Consider the following 14,570-nt stretch of genomic DNA (forward strand, 5'->3'; position numbering starts at 1 on the left):
ATGGACACGTCGCAATTGGAGAAAACTAATCCGGTGACACCAGACAAGACCCGCGAAGACTGGATTTTATGCGCATTGGCAGCCTTGGCTGAGGGCGGCGTCGATGCCATAAAAATTGAGCGTCTCGCTCGAAAATTAAAAGTCAGCAAAGGCTCCTTTTACTGGCACTTCAAAGATCGGGCGGCGCTGTTGTCAGCCGTGCTCGACCTTTGGGACGGAGATTTCACCCAACAGTTAATTGACAACGCGGCTCATTTGCCCAGCCCGGCAGAGCGGCTGCGCTTTCTGATGGTGGAAGCATTGGTCGCGACCGTTTCAGGCGTTGACTCGGCCCGCGCCGAAGCTGCTGTACAGGCTTGGGCATCGCGCGATGAAATGGCCGCACGGCGGCTGCGTGCAGTGGAGGCGCAGCGCGTGAAATATCTGGTAAGCGAGCTGACAGCCTTGGGCCTTGCGCCAGCTGAAGCCGATAGCATGGCCAAGGTCCTTTATCTAGCATTGCTCGGCCTTTACGCCACGCGCAGCTATAATCCGGCCATTGCAGATAACAGCGCGTATTTGGCACTGGTGGAACTGGTCTTGGACATGGCCCCACGATAACGAGCTGTAACGAAGCAGCTTCCTCAACGTGACGAACCTGCCTGTCTTGACCCTGTCGTTCATGAGAGGTAAGCGCAGTTTAACGAGCGGATTGGCTGTTCTGGCCTATTCCGAAATCCCAAACGCAAGATGGCACGCTATCTGGCAGAACCAAGGGAGACCCGACGATGATCAAAGCATTCGTCGTGGAACAAGAACGTCTGCGCCAGATTGATGACTTCCACCAGCGACCCGAAGAGGTCGTTTGGCTGGACTTGTTGTCACCTACCAAAGATGAAGAAATCGCCGTCGAGAACTTGCTGGCAGTGGGTGTTCCCACGCGCGAAGAGATGGAAGAGATTGAAATTTCTTCACGTCTCTACGTGGAGGATGGCAACTACTTTATGACCGCCACACTTCCTGCGCACGCTGAAGGCGATGAACGCGTCATGGCCCCGGTCACATTTGTTTTGGCCAATAACCGGCTCATCACAATTCGCTACCATGAGCCACGGGCCTTCCAGACGTTCCCTATGCGGGCGGAGAAGGTTTCCACGGGATGCATCGATGGCGAAACCATTCTGGTAGGGCTTCTCGAAGCAGTCGTTGATCGGTTGGCCGACATTATTGAAGGCGCAGGCAGAGGCATCGACGAGATCTCCGTAAACATTTTTCAGTCGCGGGAAAAACATGCTGCCAGCCGTGACCGGGACTTCAAAAAGATGTTGCAACAGATCGGTCGGAAAGAGGAGCTGACCTCCAATCTGCGCGATAGTCTTGCTTCGTTGCAGCGGCTTTCCGGCTTTTTGGGCCATGCCGCGAGCACTGACAAATCTTCCAAGGACGTGCGGGCTCGCATCAAGACTTTGTCACGCGACGTCCAGTCGCTCGCAGACCATCTCTCTTTCTTGCAGCAGAAGATTACCTTCCTGTTGGATGCAACCCTCGGCATGATCAGTATCGAGCAGGCGGGTATCATCAAGATTTTCTCTGTCGCAGCTGTCGTGTTCCTGCCGCCAACCCTGGTGGCATCGAACTATGGGATGAACTTTGACGTCATGCCTGAACTGCATTGGCTGCTGGGCTATCCGTTCGCGATCGGGATGATGTTCTTGTCGGGTCTCGTTCCATACCTCTATTTCAAGCGTCGCGGCTGGTTGTAATCCCTTGTGCTGGCTGATCGCATCTGTTGCGATTGGCCAGTTGCGAAATGGCTCTGGACCAGCGAAACTCGTTCAAAGTTGAACAGGGTACCTCGATATGGCTGCCAAAACCTGGACATTTGAGGACTTCGTTCCGGGGGTAACCCTATCGCTGGGCAGCAAACTTGTGATGGCAGACGAGGTCATCGCGTTCGCCCAGGAATTTGATCCTCAGCCCATGCATCTGGACGAAGAAGCCGGCAAGGCCAGCATTTTGGGTGGACTGGCTGCATCTGGCTGGCATACATGTGCCATGTTCATGCGCATGCTGTGCGACGCATATCTGCTGGATTCCAGTTCGCAGGGCTCGCCCGGCATCGATCAGGTCCGCTGGAAACAGCCTGTTCTGGTGGGCGACCTGCTTACAGGAACAAGCTTGGTGCAGTCAAAGCGGCTGTCGAAATCGCGTACCGACATCGGCCTAATCTCGTTTCGCCATCAACTCCAGAACCAGCGTGGTCAAACCGTTCTGGAACTCGAAAACACTGGCATGTTCCGGACCCGGGAAACCGCCCAATGAGCCTCGACGACTTCTACGGCATCGGCATCACCACGGTTCTTGGCTCCCATCTTTTCGAAACAGAGGCTATCAAGGCATTCGCGCGCAAATTCGATCCGCAACCGTTCCACCTGGATGAAGAAGCGGCGAAGCACAGTGTGTTTGGTGGCCTCTGTGCATCCGGGTGGCACACGGCATCGATATGGATGAAATACAATCTGGCAGACCAGCAGGCCTATGCCGTGGAACGCTGGCGCGGTGATGGTCCGCGCCCGACTTTTGGCCCTTCGCCCGGGTTCAAAAACCTGAAATGGCTGAAACCCGTGTATGCCGGCGAAACTGTGACCTATACCCGCCACGGTGTCAGCCATCGGCCACTCGCCTCGCGTCCAGGCTGGGAACTGCTGACCATCCGCGCCGAGGCCTTCGATTCCGGTGAACAAAAGGTCCTGGAGTTCGACACAGCGGTCCTGGTCGATATAGGTGGTCAGTGACCCTCAAAGCTGATCAGTGTGCGTACATCGACATCTAACGCTTCGAGCTTGGCACGCCCGCCAAGCTCCGGCAGATCGATGACGAAACAGGCCGCGACTATGTCGGCTCCCATCTGCCGCAACAGCTTGGTAGCGCCCTCTGCGGTGCCGCCAGTGGCAATAAGATCATCGACCAGAATAACCTTCTCGCCTGGCTTCACCGCGTCCTTGTGCATCTCCATCTCGTCCAGCCCGTATTCGAGGCTGTAGGCCACACGCACCGTCTCATGCGGCAGTTTGCCCTTCTTGCGGATGGGGATGAAGCCCGCTGACAACTGGTGGGCAATGGCACCGCCAAGAATAAACCCGCGAGCCTCTATGCCAGCAATCTTATCGATTTTTTCTCCAGCATAAGGGTGCACCAGTTCGTCGATTGTGCGCCGAAAGGCCCGCGCGTTTCCGAGCAATGTGGTGATGTCGCGAAATTGAATGCCGGGTTTCGGATAATCCGGGATTGTCCGAATCGCCGCAAGCAAAGTTTGTTCAAGGGAAGTTTTCATCGAGCTGTCCGGTTGCTTCCTAGTTCTGAACGGCGGGGCTGAAAAAAGAAAGGGCGCTCAAAGCGCCCTCTCAAGAATTATCCAGCTATCGTCAGTGCGGCACACCAGACCAAACTTTGCGCTTGACCATATAGACCATGCCCGCGAACAGCAGCAGGAACATCATCACGCCAAAGCCCATCTGCTTGCGCGCTTCAAGGTGCGGCTCTGCGGCCCACATAAGAAACGCTGAAACGTCACGCGCATACTGATCGACCGTTTGTGGCGAACCATCGTCATAGGTCACCTGATCATCGGAAATCGGCTTAGCCATTGCCAGCGATTTGCCCGCGATGAAATACGGATTGTAGTGCGTGCCTTCCGCGATTTCCATGCCGGCTGGCGGCTCCTCGTCATAGCCGGTCAACAGCGAATGGATATAGTCAGGTCCATTCTCCGCATACTGCGTGAAAATATCGAAGACAAAAGTTGGGAACCCGCGTTCGACACCCCGTGCCTTGGCGATAAGCGAGAAATCCGGCGGTGGCGCACCATTGTTGGAAGCGGCAGCAGCTTCGTGGTTTGGATATGGCGACGGGAAATAGTCCGTCGGCAGGCCCGGACGCTCAAACATCTCGCCGTCGGCATTGGGGCCATCTTCAACCGTATATTCAGCCGCGAACGCCTTCACCTGGGCGTCAGAATATCCAAGGTCAGTGAGCGAGCGGAAGGCCACCAGATCCATGGAATGGCATGCCGAGCAGACTTCCTTGTAGACCTTCAGGCCACGCTGAAGCTGACCCTTGTCATAGGTGCCAAATGGTCCGGCGAACGACCAGCTCTCTTCGGTAGGCTTGTGGATCGGGAAGTGTGCTGGCTCAGCTACATTATGAGCGGCTTCTTCTGCCTGGCCAATGCTGCCCCCCGCAACTGCAAGCAATCCGGCAGCGGCGATGGCGACGAGAATCTTTTTCATACGAAAATTCCTTTCAAAGATTCTCGGGCTCAGTTTCTGGAAACCGGCGTGCCGGCACTCGAGTGCCCCAGCGCTGCATGGTTTTCGCCCAGCACGGCTTCAGTGATCGAGTTCGGCGTCTTGCGCGGCGTCTCGATCCAGCCCAATACCGGCATGATGATGAGGAAGAACGCGAAGTAGTAGAGCGTCGCCATCTGCGCCATCAGCACATAGGAACCTTCCGCAGGGCGCGAACCGAGCCAGCCAAGGAAGATCGCGTTGACCGCGAATATCCAGAAGAAGATCTGGTAGGACGGACGGTAGCGCGCCGAACGCACCTTCGACGTATCCAGCCAGGGCACCACGAACAGCACCGCGATCGCGCCGAACATCGCAAGCACGCCACCCAGCTTTGAATCGATGGGCCCAATGTTGAAGGTGATGGCGCGCAGGATCGCGTAGAAGGGCAGGAAGTACCATTCAGGCACAATATGCGCCGGCGTCTTCAGCGAATCGAACTGGATGTAATTGTCCGGATGGCCGAGGAAGTTCGGGATGTAGAAGACGAAATAGGCGAAGAATGCCAGGAACAGGATCATCGCGAACGCGTCCTTGATCGTGGCATAGGGCGTGAAGGCAACCGTATCCGTCTTTGATTTTACCTCAATGCCGGTCGGGTTGGTCTGGCCTGTGACGTGGAGCGCCCAGACGTGCAGAACGACTACGCCAGCAATCATGAACGGCAGCAGGTAGTGCAGTGCGAAGAAACGGTTGAGCGTCGGGTTGTCGACCGCAAAGCCGCCAAGCAGCAATTGCTGTATCCACTCACCAACCAGAGGCACGGCAGTGAAGAAACCGGTGATCACCGTTGCACCCCAGCCGCTCATCTGACCCCAGGGCAACACATAGCCCATGAAGCCTGTCGCCATCATCAGCAGATAGATGATGCAGCCGAGAATCCAAAGCAGCTCGCGCGGCTCTTTGTATGAGCCGTAGTAAAGACCGCGGAAAATGTGGATGTAGACAGCCACGAAGAACATCGAGGCGCCATTGGAATGCAGGTAGCGCAGCAGCCAGCCCGAATTGACATCACGCATAATCTTCTCGACCGAGCCGAAGGCAATCGTCGTATCGGCCGCGTAGTGCATGGCAAGGACGATACCGGTGAGAATTTGCGCGACCAGCATGATCGAGAGGATACCGCCAAAAGTGTAGGCGTAGTTCAGGTTGCGCGGCACCGGATACGAAACGAAGGAATCATGGATAAGCCGCGGCAAAGGCAGCCGCGCGTCAAACCATTTTCCGAAACCGGATGTGGGTGTGTAGGTCGAGTGTCCACCGCTCATAACTTAGCCCTCAGCCGATCCGGATCTTGGTGTCGGAAATGAATTGGAACGTGGGAACCGGCAGGTTCTCCGGTGCCGGGCCTTTGCGGATGCGCCCGGCGGTATCGTAATGCGAGCCATGGCATGGGCAGAACCAACCACCGAAATCACCTTGCTGACCGAGTGGAACGCAGCCCAGATGGGTGCAGACCCCGACCATCACTAGCCAGTTTTCCTTGCCCTCGCCTGCCGAACGATCAATGTCGGTCGCTGGCGCATCGCCCTTGATGTTCGAATTGCGCGCAACCGGATCTTTCAGATCCTCAAGCTTCACGTCCTGCGCAGCCTTGACTTCAGCAGGAGTGCGATTGCGGATGAAGACCGGCTTGCCGCGCCATTTGACGGTCAGCGACATGCCCTCGGTCACGGAGGCAACATCGACCTCGATCGATGATGCGGCAAGCGTCGATGCATCGGGCCTCATCTGGTCGATGAAAGGCCAAGCGGCGGCGGCAGCACCGACTGCCCCGGCAACGCCAGTTGCGACATAAAGAAAATCGCGGCGGTTGTGATCGATCGTTTCGTTAGCGCTCACGGGACCTTGATCCTTTCGCCTCATCTCAACCGACGGGAAATCCGCTGTTCTGCAATCCCCGCCAACCCGTTTTTGCATGACAAAAAGGGCCGGCGGATTCCCCCGGCATTTGGCGTTGGTTTATGCGCGAAGCCGGGCCTTGTCCAGACTGCAAAACCGATGACGGCAGATTGTCGCGGCTCTCGCCAAACCTGTCTGCAAGCGAATGCGCCGGTGAGCGCGCAGCTACGCGGGGCCGCGCCAAAACTCCACGTGGAATTACCCGATCGCCGTTGACGTCGTCATGTCGGGTGAAGACTGCACAGTTAGCGCTGAGTGGACCACGCATAAACAGGAGCGGCCGCCCGGGCGACCGGCCGATGGCACGTTTCGCGATCTCCATTGGACGACCTTCCTGCCCTCATGCACAAGAGCTGCAGCCTTTTGGGCACTATCTCGCGCCCAAACGCATCGTAGGCAGCTTCCCCCGCAGCGACACAGGAAAATGGTATGGCGACAGAACCGTCACTCCGCCGCCAGCTTTTCTCCGAGGAACCCGCCAGATTGGCGCTTCCATAGCTGCGCATAAAGTCCGTCGCGGGAGATCAAAACCTCATGCGTGCCTTCCTCAACAACGCGGCCGTCATCAATGACGATCAGTCGGTCAAGCGCGGCAATAGTGGACAGCCGATGCGCAATGGCGATGACCGTCTTTCCCTCCATGAGATGATCGAGATTCTCCTGGATCGCCGCTTCGATTTCCGAATCGAGCGCCGACGTTGCCTCGTCAAGGATCAGCACAGGCGCGTCCTTCAACATCATCCGCGCAATGGCCACGCGCTGCCGCTGGCCGCCTGAAAGCTTCACGCCACGTTCGCCCACCTGCGCTTCATAGCCCTTGCGCCCTCGGAGATCTTCAACGTTGACGATGAAATCATGTGCGCTTGCACGCTTGGCTACATTGATGATCTCTTCCTCCGCCGCGTCGTCCCGACCATATGCAATGTTGTCCCGAATCGAGCGATGCATGAGCATTGCTTCCTGGCTGACAACGCCAAACTGTGCGCGCAGCGAGGCTTGCGTGATATCTCGAATGTCATGCCCATCCAGCAAGATACGTCCAGCCTCGACGTCAAACAGCCGTAGCATCAGATTTATGATCGTGGTCTTGCCCGCACCGGACGGCCCCACAAGCGCAACCCTCTCACCCGGCTTGATGTGTAGGTTCAGTCGATCGATGACGCCATCGGTCTTGCCATAGTGGAACGACACCTCTTCGAACCGTATATCGCCTTTGGCGGCGGGCAGCGCTATCGCGCCATCGGCATCGCGGATGGCAGGCAGAACGGAAATTGTCCGCGTCGCGTCCTGGACTGTAGCGTAGTTGCGCACCAGGCCGTTGATGTTGAACATCATCCACCCCGACATCTGGTTCAGCCTGAACACGAGCCCAATTGCCGCAGCAATGGCGCCAGTTGAAATACTGCCCGTAGTCCAGTTGTAAATCGCGATCGCGCCAATCGCGCTCATCATGATGCCATTGAGGATGGCGACCGACGAACGCACGGTCGTAACCGCACGCGTCAATTGCACCACCGCTGCAAAAAATCCTTCGAGTCCTTCGCGGATATATACGTGTTCGCGACTGCCGCTGTCGAACAGCTTGATCGCCACGATATTGGTAAAGGCGTCCACCAGACGGCCATTGAATATTGAACGTTGATCGGCAGTCTCGCGTCCCGCCTGCCGCATGCGCGGCAACAGAAACCAGACGATGGCGGCATAGCCCGCAAACCATACCGCCACGACCACGCCAAGCAACGGATCGAACGAAACCAGGATCGAGATCGCAAGAACCACGAAGGTAAGAAACGTCCACATCGTTGCCATGACATTGACGATAAAGTCGCCAACGGCCTCGCCGCCCTGCATGATCTTCGTGGCAATGCGGCCCGCGAAATCGTTCTGGTAAAAGCCGTAGGGCTGCTGGATAACGCGGCGAAACGCCTGCCAGCGCACCATTGAATAAAACCCCGGAACAATGATCTGCTGTTCCACAATGGCCGACGCGATCACCGCAACGGCGCGGACAACCAAGATGAGAAACAGCAGTGCCGCCAGCGCCGGCCAATGGTCGACAAACAGCCGTTGTGGCGAGGAATTGTCAAGAACATCAATCAGCCAGCCGACTGACCAGTACATGGCCGCTTCCACTGCGCCGACGCAAAAGCTGGTGACCAAAAGCAGGATGAAAGGCCATTTGGCCTGCCGCGCAAAATAAAGAATGAAGCGCCACGCATCCTGAGGCAACACCTCGCGTTTAGTGTCCTGGAACGGGTCGACTGTGCCTTCCAGCGCCCGCCATGCCCGTTCGCGAAACCCTTCATCCGTCACGCGAACATCTCCTGAATCAGTATTTCAAGCCCTGCGCGCAACATGCTGTTCCGATTCTGCTTTTCTTCCGTTGGGGAATGCCCGCCAACCGTGAACCAGACATATAGGCATGCCGGCGTGGAAATCCCGCCGGCGAACCTCTCTTCTTGCAACTCCGCCCTACTCGGCAGCTTCGTCCTGGAGAAGAAACCCACCGGACTGGCGCTGCCACAACTGCGCATAGAGCCCGCCCTTGGCCACTAGAACATCATGCGTGCCCTCCTCGATCACGCTTCCCTGATCCATCACGACCAGTCGGTCCATCGCCGCGATTGTGGAAAGCCGGTGCGCGATGGCAATGACCGTCTTGCCCTCCATCAGCCGGTACAGGTTTTCCTGGATCGCCGCTTCTGCTTCTGAATCGAGTGCCGAAGTTGCCTCATCCAGGATCAGTATCGGCGCGTCCTTGAGCATCACCCGGGCAATTGCAATGCGCTGCCGCTGTCCGCCCGAAAGCTTGACGCCGCGTTCACCGACATGAGCATCAAACCCGCCGCGCCCTTTCGCGTCGCCGAGCCCGGCAATGAAGTCGACAGCTTCCGCACGACGCGCCGCTTCCAGCATCATCTCATCGGTCGCGTTCGGGCGACCGTAAAGAATATTGTCACGCACGGAGCGATGCAGTAGCGAAGTGTCCTGCGTGACCATGCCGATCTGCGCGCGCAGGCTGTCCTGCGTGACCTTGGAAATGTCCTGGCCATCGATCAGGATGCGCCCGCCTTCAAGGTCGTAAAAGCGCAACAGCAGATTGACCAGCGTAGACTTGCCAGCTCCAGAGCGCCCGACCAGCCCAAGCTTTTCGCCCTGCCGTACGGACAAGGACAGCTCGTCGATAACACCCATCTGCTTGCCGTAATGGAAGCGGATTTTCTCGAACGTAATCTCGCCTCTATCCACCACAATGTCGGCTGCATTTGGCTCATCGTCAACCACCCGCGGCATGGAGATGGAACCAATGCCATCCTGTACCGTGCCAATGTTTTCAAAGAGCGCCGACATCTCCCACATGATCCATTGCGACATACCCCACATGCGAAGCACCAGGCCAAGCACCACGGCAACCGCTCCAATTGAGACGGCGTTTTCCAGCCACAGCCAGATTGAAAGCGCAGCAGACGAAACCAGCAGCGATGAGTTGATGAGGTAGAGACATCCGTAAAGCTTGGTCACCAGACGCATGGATCGATAAACCGTCTGCAGGAAGTTATTCATCCCTTCCTTGGCATGCGTGGCCTCCCTGCGTGCATGCGAAAACAGTTTTACTGTTTGGATGTTGGTGTAGCTGTCAACAATCCGCCCTGTCATGGTGGAGCGCGCATCCGCCTGTTGCTCGGCTACGGCCCCAAGGCGCGGGATGAAATACCGCAACAGCCCGACATAGACCGCAACCCACACAAGCAGCGGCATTGCCAGTCGCCAATCAGCCGATCCCACAATGAGAAGCGCGCCTATAAAATAGACGATCACATAGTTCAAAACGTCAATAAGCTTCATCACGCATTCGCGCACCGCCAGTGCGGTCTGCATCAGCTTGGTGGCAATGCGGCCGGCGAATTCGTCCTGATAAAAACTCATCGACTGCTTCAGCAGATAGCGGTGTACCTGCCAGCGAATGCGCATCGGATAGTTGCCCATCAGAGTCTGCTGGTGGATCATCGAGCTGAAAAACACAGCTGTAGGCAGCGCAACCAGCACGATGAATGCCATCCCGATAAGCTTCCAGGATTCGGTCTGAAGGAATGTTTCCCGGTTCTGGCCGGACAGCCAGTCGACAATACTGCCAACGAAGCCGAACATCCCAACCTCGACCAACGCGATCGCGGAGTTGAAGAGGGCGGCAATGGCGATATACGGCCACGAGCCCTTGGAATAGTGCAGACAGAACGCGACGAGCGTTTTGGGGGGCTCGACCGGCTCTTCGGCAGGAAAGGGATCGAGTCGTTTTTCGAACCAGCGAAACATGTTTCAGTCTTTCAAATCAGTGCGGAAATGAATGTGCCCGGATCAGGCAGCAGCGCGTTGTGACGCGGACGGCTCCGCCTCCAGCTTGTCCACCGGAAGCGCTTCCACGTCGTCAGTATAAGATGCCGGCGCAGGTTTGCCGATGGGCTCGAGCACCGCTGGTGACAACAGTGCCGCAGGTGCAATTTCGAGCGATTCCACGGACCCCGCCAGCCGTTGCGCATAGACGATGAGCCGGCGCAGCCAAGGGCGGTAATGGGGATCTGGCACCACCATCGACGGGTCGAAATCGGGCAGCCCTCCGCGATGCGACCGTACAGCCTTATCAGCCTTCGAAGTGTGGTAGAAACGCTCCCCCATCAGCAGCATCCAGGCATGCAGTTTTCGCTCGTGCAGGCCGGCTTTGTCGGGAATCCTTGGTTGAAAAAAATTGAACATGATCACCTCCCAGATAGGGCAAAGGCGTTGGCGATAGGGGTGCAAAGCTGTCGGTGACCCAGTGAGAGCCACGAAGCGGTCAGCAAATGAGAAGGCAATCTAGGCGGAGCAGTCAGCCCGCGCGGCGGTTCGGAAAACATCGAACGAATCCTTCAATAACCGGGATAAAAATCCGGCGGGATTCGCGATCTTGCTTTGGATGTACGTTAAAGCGTCGGAACCGAAACCGCCGTTAGGCTGAAAGCCCACCAGTTCGGCAGGCGCTTGGTGCGATAAAAAACATATATTCCATGCCTGCCTCCGTCGGTTCGTGTTGACAATGAAGGCTCTATAGCTCCATCGGTCGCCGTTGACTACCGTAGCGGGAGCTCCGGCTGCAATGAAACCAAACACTGTTGCGAAATCGCCACATTTTAGCGAGGCACGAAAGTGGCTGAAGGAATTAGAATTGCGCTCTATCAACCTGACATCGCGGGCAACACCGGCACTATGTTGCGTATGGCTGCCTGCCTCGGCATCGCGGTAGATCTGATCGAGCCCGCTGGCTTCGACATCTCGGACCGGGCGCTCAAGCGGGCCGGCATGGATTATCTCGAAATGGCCTTCCTCACCCGCCATGTCGATTTTGATCGATTCGAGGAGTGGAGAAAGCAGGAGGGTCGAAGGCTGGTGCTTCTCTCCACCAAGGCCGACCGAGCCTACACCACCTTCAACTTCCAGGCTGGCGACTGTCTTCTGGTCGGCCGCGAATCCGCTGGCGTGCCTGATGCGGTTCACGCCCGCGCCGACGCCTCGATCATTATTCCGATGAAGGGTGGCGGCCGCAGCCTCAATGTTGCGCTTGCCGCTTCCATGGTGGTTGGCGAAGCACTGCGTCAGCTGGGTTAGATTTCTAAACGACATCACGGATCTCCGGGGAACAGTGATGCCGTTCTCGAACTTCAACCATGCTTTAAATCAAGCGAAAACTTCGGATCGAAGAAGCCGTGCTGACACCGGCATGTCAGCACAAAATGCCGGCCCGATTCAGTCAGCGGTCGGCAGCCGGCGAATCGTAAACTCGATGAAATCGTCCGGACGCTCGAACCAGCTTTCGATCTCGGTCCAGTAGGCCTGCTTGGGCCAACGATCAAAGCACTCGCGCGCTTTGACGCGGGCGGCAGGTCTTGGCAACAGAAAGGTCTCGCGCAAAAACCCGTCGCGCGGGCTGCGAGCCCGTTCTGCACGTGCTTCCTCGAGCTTCTTTTTCAGCCCGGTGAGCGGTGGTCTTGCCGGGGTGCGCACAAAGAACTCCTTGACCCTCGTGATTTAAAGACTAGGGATCGCGTGCTCAAAAGACGAGTCAAAATTTGCGTGCGGGTTCTCCGCCCGCTTTCACCAAGAACCGGAGACGGCGCACCATGGATCGCCCCGAAATCCCGGCGGGTTTGCCTGCGGACATAGAAACGAAAAAGGAACTGGCAAAAGCCTGGTTCGAAACGCTTCGCGACCGCATCTGCGCTACGCTTGAGAGCATCGAGGATTCAGTCAGCGGGCCGCAATCAAGCTGGGCTCCGGGACGCTTTGAGCGCACACCCTGGACGCGCGATGAGGGCAACGGCGGTGGCGGCGTCATGTCGATGATGCATGGCCGCGTGTTTGAGAAAGTCGGCGTCCATGTCTCGACAGTCCACGGTGAATTTTCGCCCGAATTTCGCAAGCAGATGCCGGGCGCCGAGGAAGACCCGCGCTTTTGGGCAAGCGGCATTTCGCTGATTGCCCATCCGTGGAACCCGCATGTGCCGGCTGTTCACATGAACACCCGCATGGTGGTGACGTCGCGCCACTGGTTCGGTGGCGGCGCCGACCTGACACCGGTTCTCGAGCGCAAGCGTAGCCAAGATGATCCTGACACGCTGGCATTCCACAAGGCGATGCAATTTGCTTGCGAAAAACATAAGGCCGTCGCCGACTACGACCGCCTGAAGGCCTGGTGCGAAGAGTATTTCTTCCTGCCGCACCGCAATGAGGCCCGTGGCGTCGGCGGCATCTTTTTCGATTGGCAGCATTCGAATGAAGAAGTTGGGGGCTGGGCCGCCGATTTCCGCTTCACGCAGGATATCGGCCGAACCTTCCTCGTCGTCTACAGGCATCTCGTCGAGGCGAACTACAACAACAACTGGACCGATGCCGAACGTGAAGAGCAACTGATCCGCCGCGGCCGATATGTCGAGTTCAACCTTCTGTACGACCGCGGCACGATTTTCGGTCTGAAAACCGGCGGCAATGTGAATTCGATCCTGTCCAGCCTGCCGCCAGAGGTGAAGTGGGTGTGACGCCTATTCCCGACAGGCGCGCAGCGACCGCGCTGGCAGGTCCGCGAGTTCCACCAAGCTCATTTCCGCTATAACCGGATGTGCGAGGGGGTCGCGTCGCCAGCCCGTACATGTTTGATCAGGGTTCGCCGTTAAACCCGGTGAGCGCTTTTGCAAAACAGCAGTGAGTATGCGTTCGAAAATTGCCTGGAACATCGTTGCGGCCTCCATCTGCCGATAATCAAGAAAATCGTTCTTCAACGTGTTGGATTCAATGGAGTTCTACACTTTTCTGGTATAGAAAACCTATATGAGGAACCTGAACCGCGTTCAGTTGAACGGTCTTCGCGCCCTCGAGGCGGCAGGGCGTCTCGGCTCATTGCAGCGAGCCGCAGACGAACTCGGTGTATCGCCCGGCGCCGTAAGCCAGCAGATCATCAAGACCGAGCGGCAACTAGCGACCGCCGTCTTTGATCGGACGCCCTCTGGTCTGCGCGCAACCAGGGCAGGCGCTACCCTGCTCACCCGGCTGACAGGTGCTTTCCGCGAACTCGATCACGCCGTTGCATCTGTCGCCGAGCAGGAAGACACCACGCTGACGATTTCAGTCGCGCCGGTGTTTGCTTCCAAATGGCTGGTGCCGCGGCTGGCCTCATTTCGGAAACACCATCCGGAATTTCGCGTCCGCATTGATGCTACTACCGAACTGGTTGATCCTGACCGCTCCGACATTGACCTGTGCATTCGTGTCGGTCTCGACAACTGGCCAAAGGTCAAAGCCGGCTTTTTGCTCCCGCAGGAGGTTTTTCCAGTCTGCGCGCCTGACCTTGCTGAAAAGCTGGAAAACCCCTCAGACCTTGCAAACCTGCCGATCATTCGCGATGCCAATTCCAACTTGAGCTGGAACATCTGGCTAAAACCTTTTGGCCTTTCGGATACAATTCTTGGCTTGGGCGACACCTTCACCGACGCCTCGCTCTGCCTCGATGCCGCGATTTCCGGCCAGGGCGTCATGCTCGCATGGCAGACGCTCGCCTTCGATGCCCTACGCTCCGGTTTGCTCGTCGCGCCGTTCCGCGAGCGTGTAGCATCAGGCTATGGCTACTACATAATCACCTCTGCAACCCGACGCGAGCCGCCGAAGGTGGCCCGGTTCCGCGCTTGGTTGAAGGAAGAGATTGCGGCGAGCGTGGTTGATGGTGACGCGATCCGGCAATGAGCGGGCTGATCCACAGCGAAAGCTCCCGGCGCTTGGTTCGCCTCGAGGTAGAGCCCAATCTGGCTGTCGCGCCGCACG

The 14,570-nt window shown here is 57.4% G+C and carries 15 protein-coding genes; 7 read left to right on the plus strand and 8 right to left on the minus strand.

Annotated elements, in window-relative coordinates; all coding sequences use genetic code 11:
• The 4 genes from GA830_RS00005 to GA830_RS00020 all read left to right on the plus strand — a co-directional run bounded on the left by GA830_RS00005 (position 1) and on the right by GA830_RS00020 (position 2,774).
• Positions 1 to 600 carry a TetR/AcrR family transcriptional regulator gene (locus tag GA830_RS00005; protein WP_195163119.1) on the plus strand — a complete coding sequence of 200 codons (600 nt, stop codon included), beginning with the start codon at positions 1 to 3 and terminating at the stop codon, positions 598 to 600.
• 167 nt (positions 601 to 767) lie between these two features.
• Entirely contained in the window at positions 768 to 1,742 is a 975-nt protein-coding gene (gene corA, locus GA830_RS00010) for a magnesium/cobalt transporter CorA (RefSeq protein WP_195163120.1), read from the plus strand.
• Positions 1,743 to 1,839: 97 nt separating this feature from the next.
• Positions 1,840 to 2,301: a MaoC family dehydratase gene (locus tag GA830_RS00015; RefSeq protein ID WP_195163121.1), complete on the plus strand. Its 462-nt coding sequence runs from the start codon at positions 1,840 to 1,842 to the stop codon at positions 2,299 to 2,301.
• Positions 2,298 to 2,774: a MaoC family dehydratase gene (locus GA830_RS00020; protein WP_195163122.1), complete on the plus strand. Its 477-nt coding sequence runs from the start codon at positions 2,298 to 2,300 to the stop codon at positions 2,772 to 2,774. Before GA830_RS00015 ends, GA830_RS00020 begins: the two co-directional genes overlap by 4 nt.
• On the opposite strand, the gene GA830_RS00025 is transcribed toward GA830_RS00020, so the two are convergent.
• The 7 genes from GA830_RS00025 to GA830_RS00055 all read right to left on the minus strand — a co-directional run bounded on the left by GA830_RS00025 (position 2,768) and on the right by GA830_RS00055 (position 10,979).
• On the minus strand, positions 2,768 to 3,313 hold the full coding sequence (locus tag GA830_RS00025) for an adenine phosphoribosyltransferase (protein ID WP_195163123.1): 546 nt from the start codon (positions 3,311 to 3,313) through the stop codon (positions 2,768 to 2,770). The two genes, GA830_RS00020 and GA830_RS00025, sit on opposite strands and share 7 nt — an antisense overlap.
• A gap of 91 nt (positions 3,314 to 3,404) precedes the next feature.
• Positions 3,405 to 4,268, minus strand: a complete 864-nt coding sequence (locus GA830_RS00030) for a cytochrome c1 (protein ID WP_195163124.1) — start codon at positions 4,266 to 4,268, stop codon at positions 3,405 to 3,407.
• 29 nt (positions 4,269 to 4,297) lie between these two features.
• Positions 4,298 to 5,593, minus strand: a complete 1,296-nt coding sequence (locus GA830_RS00035; protein ID WP_195163125.1) for a cytochrome b — start codon at positions 5,591 to 5,593, stop codon at positions 4,298 to 4,300.
• Positions 5,594 to 5,603: 10 nt separating this feature from the next.
• Positions 5,604 to 6,191, minus strand: coding sequence for a ubiquinol-cytochrome c reductase iron-sulfur subunit (gene petA, locus GA830_RS00040; RefSeq protein ID WP_195163126.1), 588 nt, complete (start codon positions 6,189 to 6,191; stop codon positions 5,604 to 5,606).
• A gap of 480 nt (positions 6,192 to 6,671) precedes the next feature.
• Positions 6,672 to 8,540 (minus strand): ABC transporter ATP-binding protein, encoded by a 1,869-nt coding sequence (locus GA830_RS00045; protein WP_195163127.1) that lies wholly within the window; start codon positions 8,538 to 8,540, stop codon positions 6,672 to 6,674.
• Between the two features lie 159 nt (positions 8,541 to 8,699).
• A complete protein-coding gene (locus tag GA830_RS00050) occupies positions 8,700 to 10,541 on the minus strand; it encodes an ABC transporter ATP-binding protein (protein WP_195163128.1) in 1,842 nt (613 codons plus the stop codon).
• Between the two features lie 42 nt (positions 10,542 to 10,583).
• Positions 10,584 to 10,979 (minus strand): hypothetical protein, encoded by a 396-nt coding sequence (locus GA830_RS00055; RefSeq protein WP_195163129.1) that lies wholly within the window; start codon positions 10,977 to 10,979, stop codon positions 10,584 to 10,586.
• Positions 10,980 to 11,408: 429 nt separating this feature from the next.
• Between GA830_RS00055 and GA830_RS00060 the strand changes: the two genes are divergently transcribed.
• The gene (locus GA830_RS00060; RefSeq protein WP_195163130.1) at positions 11,409 to 11,867 is read left to right on the plus strand and encodes a tRNA (cytidine(34)-2'-O)-methyltransferase; all 459 of its coding nucleotides are present in this window, start codon (positions 11,409 to 11,411) and stop codon (positions 11,865 to 11,867) included.
• A gap of 138 nt (positions 11,868 to 12,005) precedes the next feature.
• Here GA830_RS00060 and GA830_RS00065 read toward each other — a convergent pair whose 3' ends face one another.
• Positions 12,006 to 12,263, minus strand: coding sequence for a hypothetical protein (locus GA830_RS00065; RefSeq protein WP_195163131.1), 258 nt, complete (start codon positions 12,261 to 12,263; stop codon positions 12,006 to 12,008).
• A 116-nt stretch (positions 12,264 to 12,379) separates the two neighbouring features.
• Here GA830_RS00065 and hemF point away from each other — a divergent pair, with 116 nt between their 5' ends.
• Positions 12,380 to 13,294, plus strand: a complete 915-nt coding sequence (gene hemF / locus GA830_RS00070) for an oxygen-dependent coproporphyrinogen oxidase (protein WP_195163132.1) — start codon at positions 12,380 to 12,382, stop codon at positions 13,292 to 13,294.
• Between the two features lie 289 nt (positions 13,295 to 13,583).
• Positions 13,584 to 14,492 (plus strand): LysR substrate-binding domain-containing protein, encoded by a 909-nt coding sequence (locus GA830_RS00075; protein ID WP_195163133.1) that lies wholly within the window; start codon positions 13,584 to 13,586, stop codon positions 14,490 to 14,492.
• Positions 14,493 to 14,570 lie beyond the last annotated feature (78 nt).

The sequence above is a fragment of the Mesorhizobium sp. NBSH29 genome (assembly GCF_015500055.1).
GTDB lineage: Bacteria > Pseudomonadota > Alphaproteobacteria > Rhizobiales > Rhizobiaceae > Neomesorhizobium.

Coding starts and splice junctions, on each gene's coding strand:
- GA830_RS00005 (WP_195163119.1), top strand. CDS start 1: ATGGACACGTCGCAATTGGAGAAAACTAATCCGGTGACACCAGACAAG.
- GA830_RS00050 (WP_195163128.1), bottom strand. CDS start 10,541: ATGTTTCGCTGGTTCGAAAAACGACTCGATCCCTTTCCTGCCGAAGAG.
- GA830_RS00025 (WP_195163123.1), bottom strand. CDS start 3,313: ATGAAAACTTCCCTTGAACAAACTTTGCTTGCGGCGATTCGGACAATC.
- GA830_RS00030 (WP_195163124.1), bottom strand. CDS start 4,268: ATGAAAAAGATTCTCGTCGCCATCGCCGCTGCCGGATTGCTTGCAGTT.
- petA (WP_195163126.1), bottom strand. CDS start 6,191: ATGAGGCGAAAGGATCAAGGTCCCGTGAGCGCTAACGAAACGATCGAT.
- GA830_RS00055 (WP_195163129.1), bottom strand. CDS start 10,979: ATGTTCAATTTTTTTCAACCAAGGATTCCCGACAAAGCCGGCCTGCAC.
- GA830_RS00015 (WP_195163121.1), top strand. CDS start 1,840: ATGGCTGCCAAAACCTGGACATTTGAGGACTTCGTTCCGGGGGTAACC.
- GA830_RS00020 (WP_195163122.1), top strand. CDS start 2,298: ATGAGCCTCGACGACTTCTACGGCATCGGCATCACCACGGTTCTTGGC.
- hemF (WP_195163132.1), top strand. CDS start 12,380: ATGGATCGCCCCGAAATCCCGGCGGGTTTGCCTGCGGACATAGAAACG.
- corA (WP_195163120.1), top strand. CDS start 768: ATGATCAAAGCATTCGTCGTGGAACAAGAACGTCTGCGCCAGATTGAT.
- GA830_RS00035 (WP_195163125.1), bottom strand. CDS start 5,593: ATGAGCGGTGGACACTCGACCTACACACCCACATCCGGTTTCGGAAAA.
- GA830_RS00075 (WP_195163133.1), top strand. CDS start 13,584: ATGAGGAACCTGAACCGCGTTCAGTTGAACGGTCTTCGCGCCCTCGAG.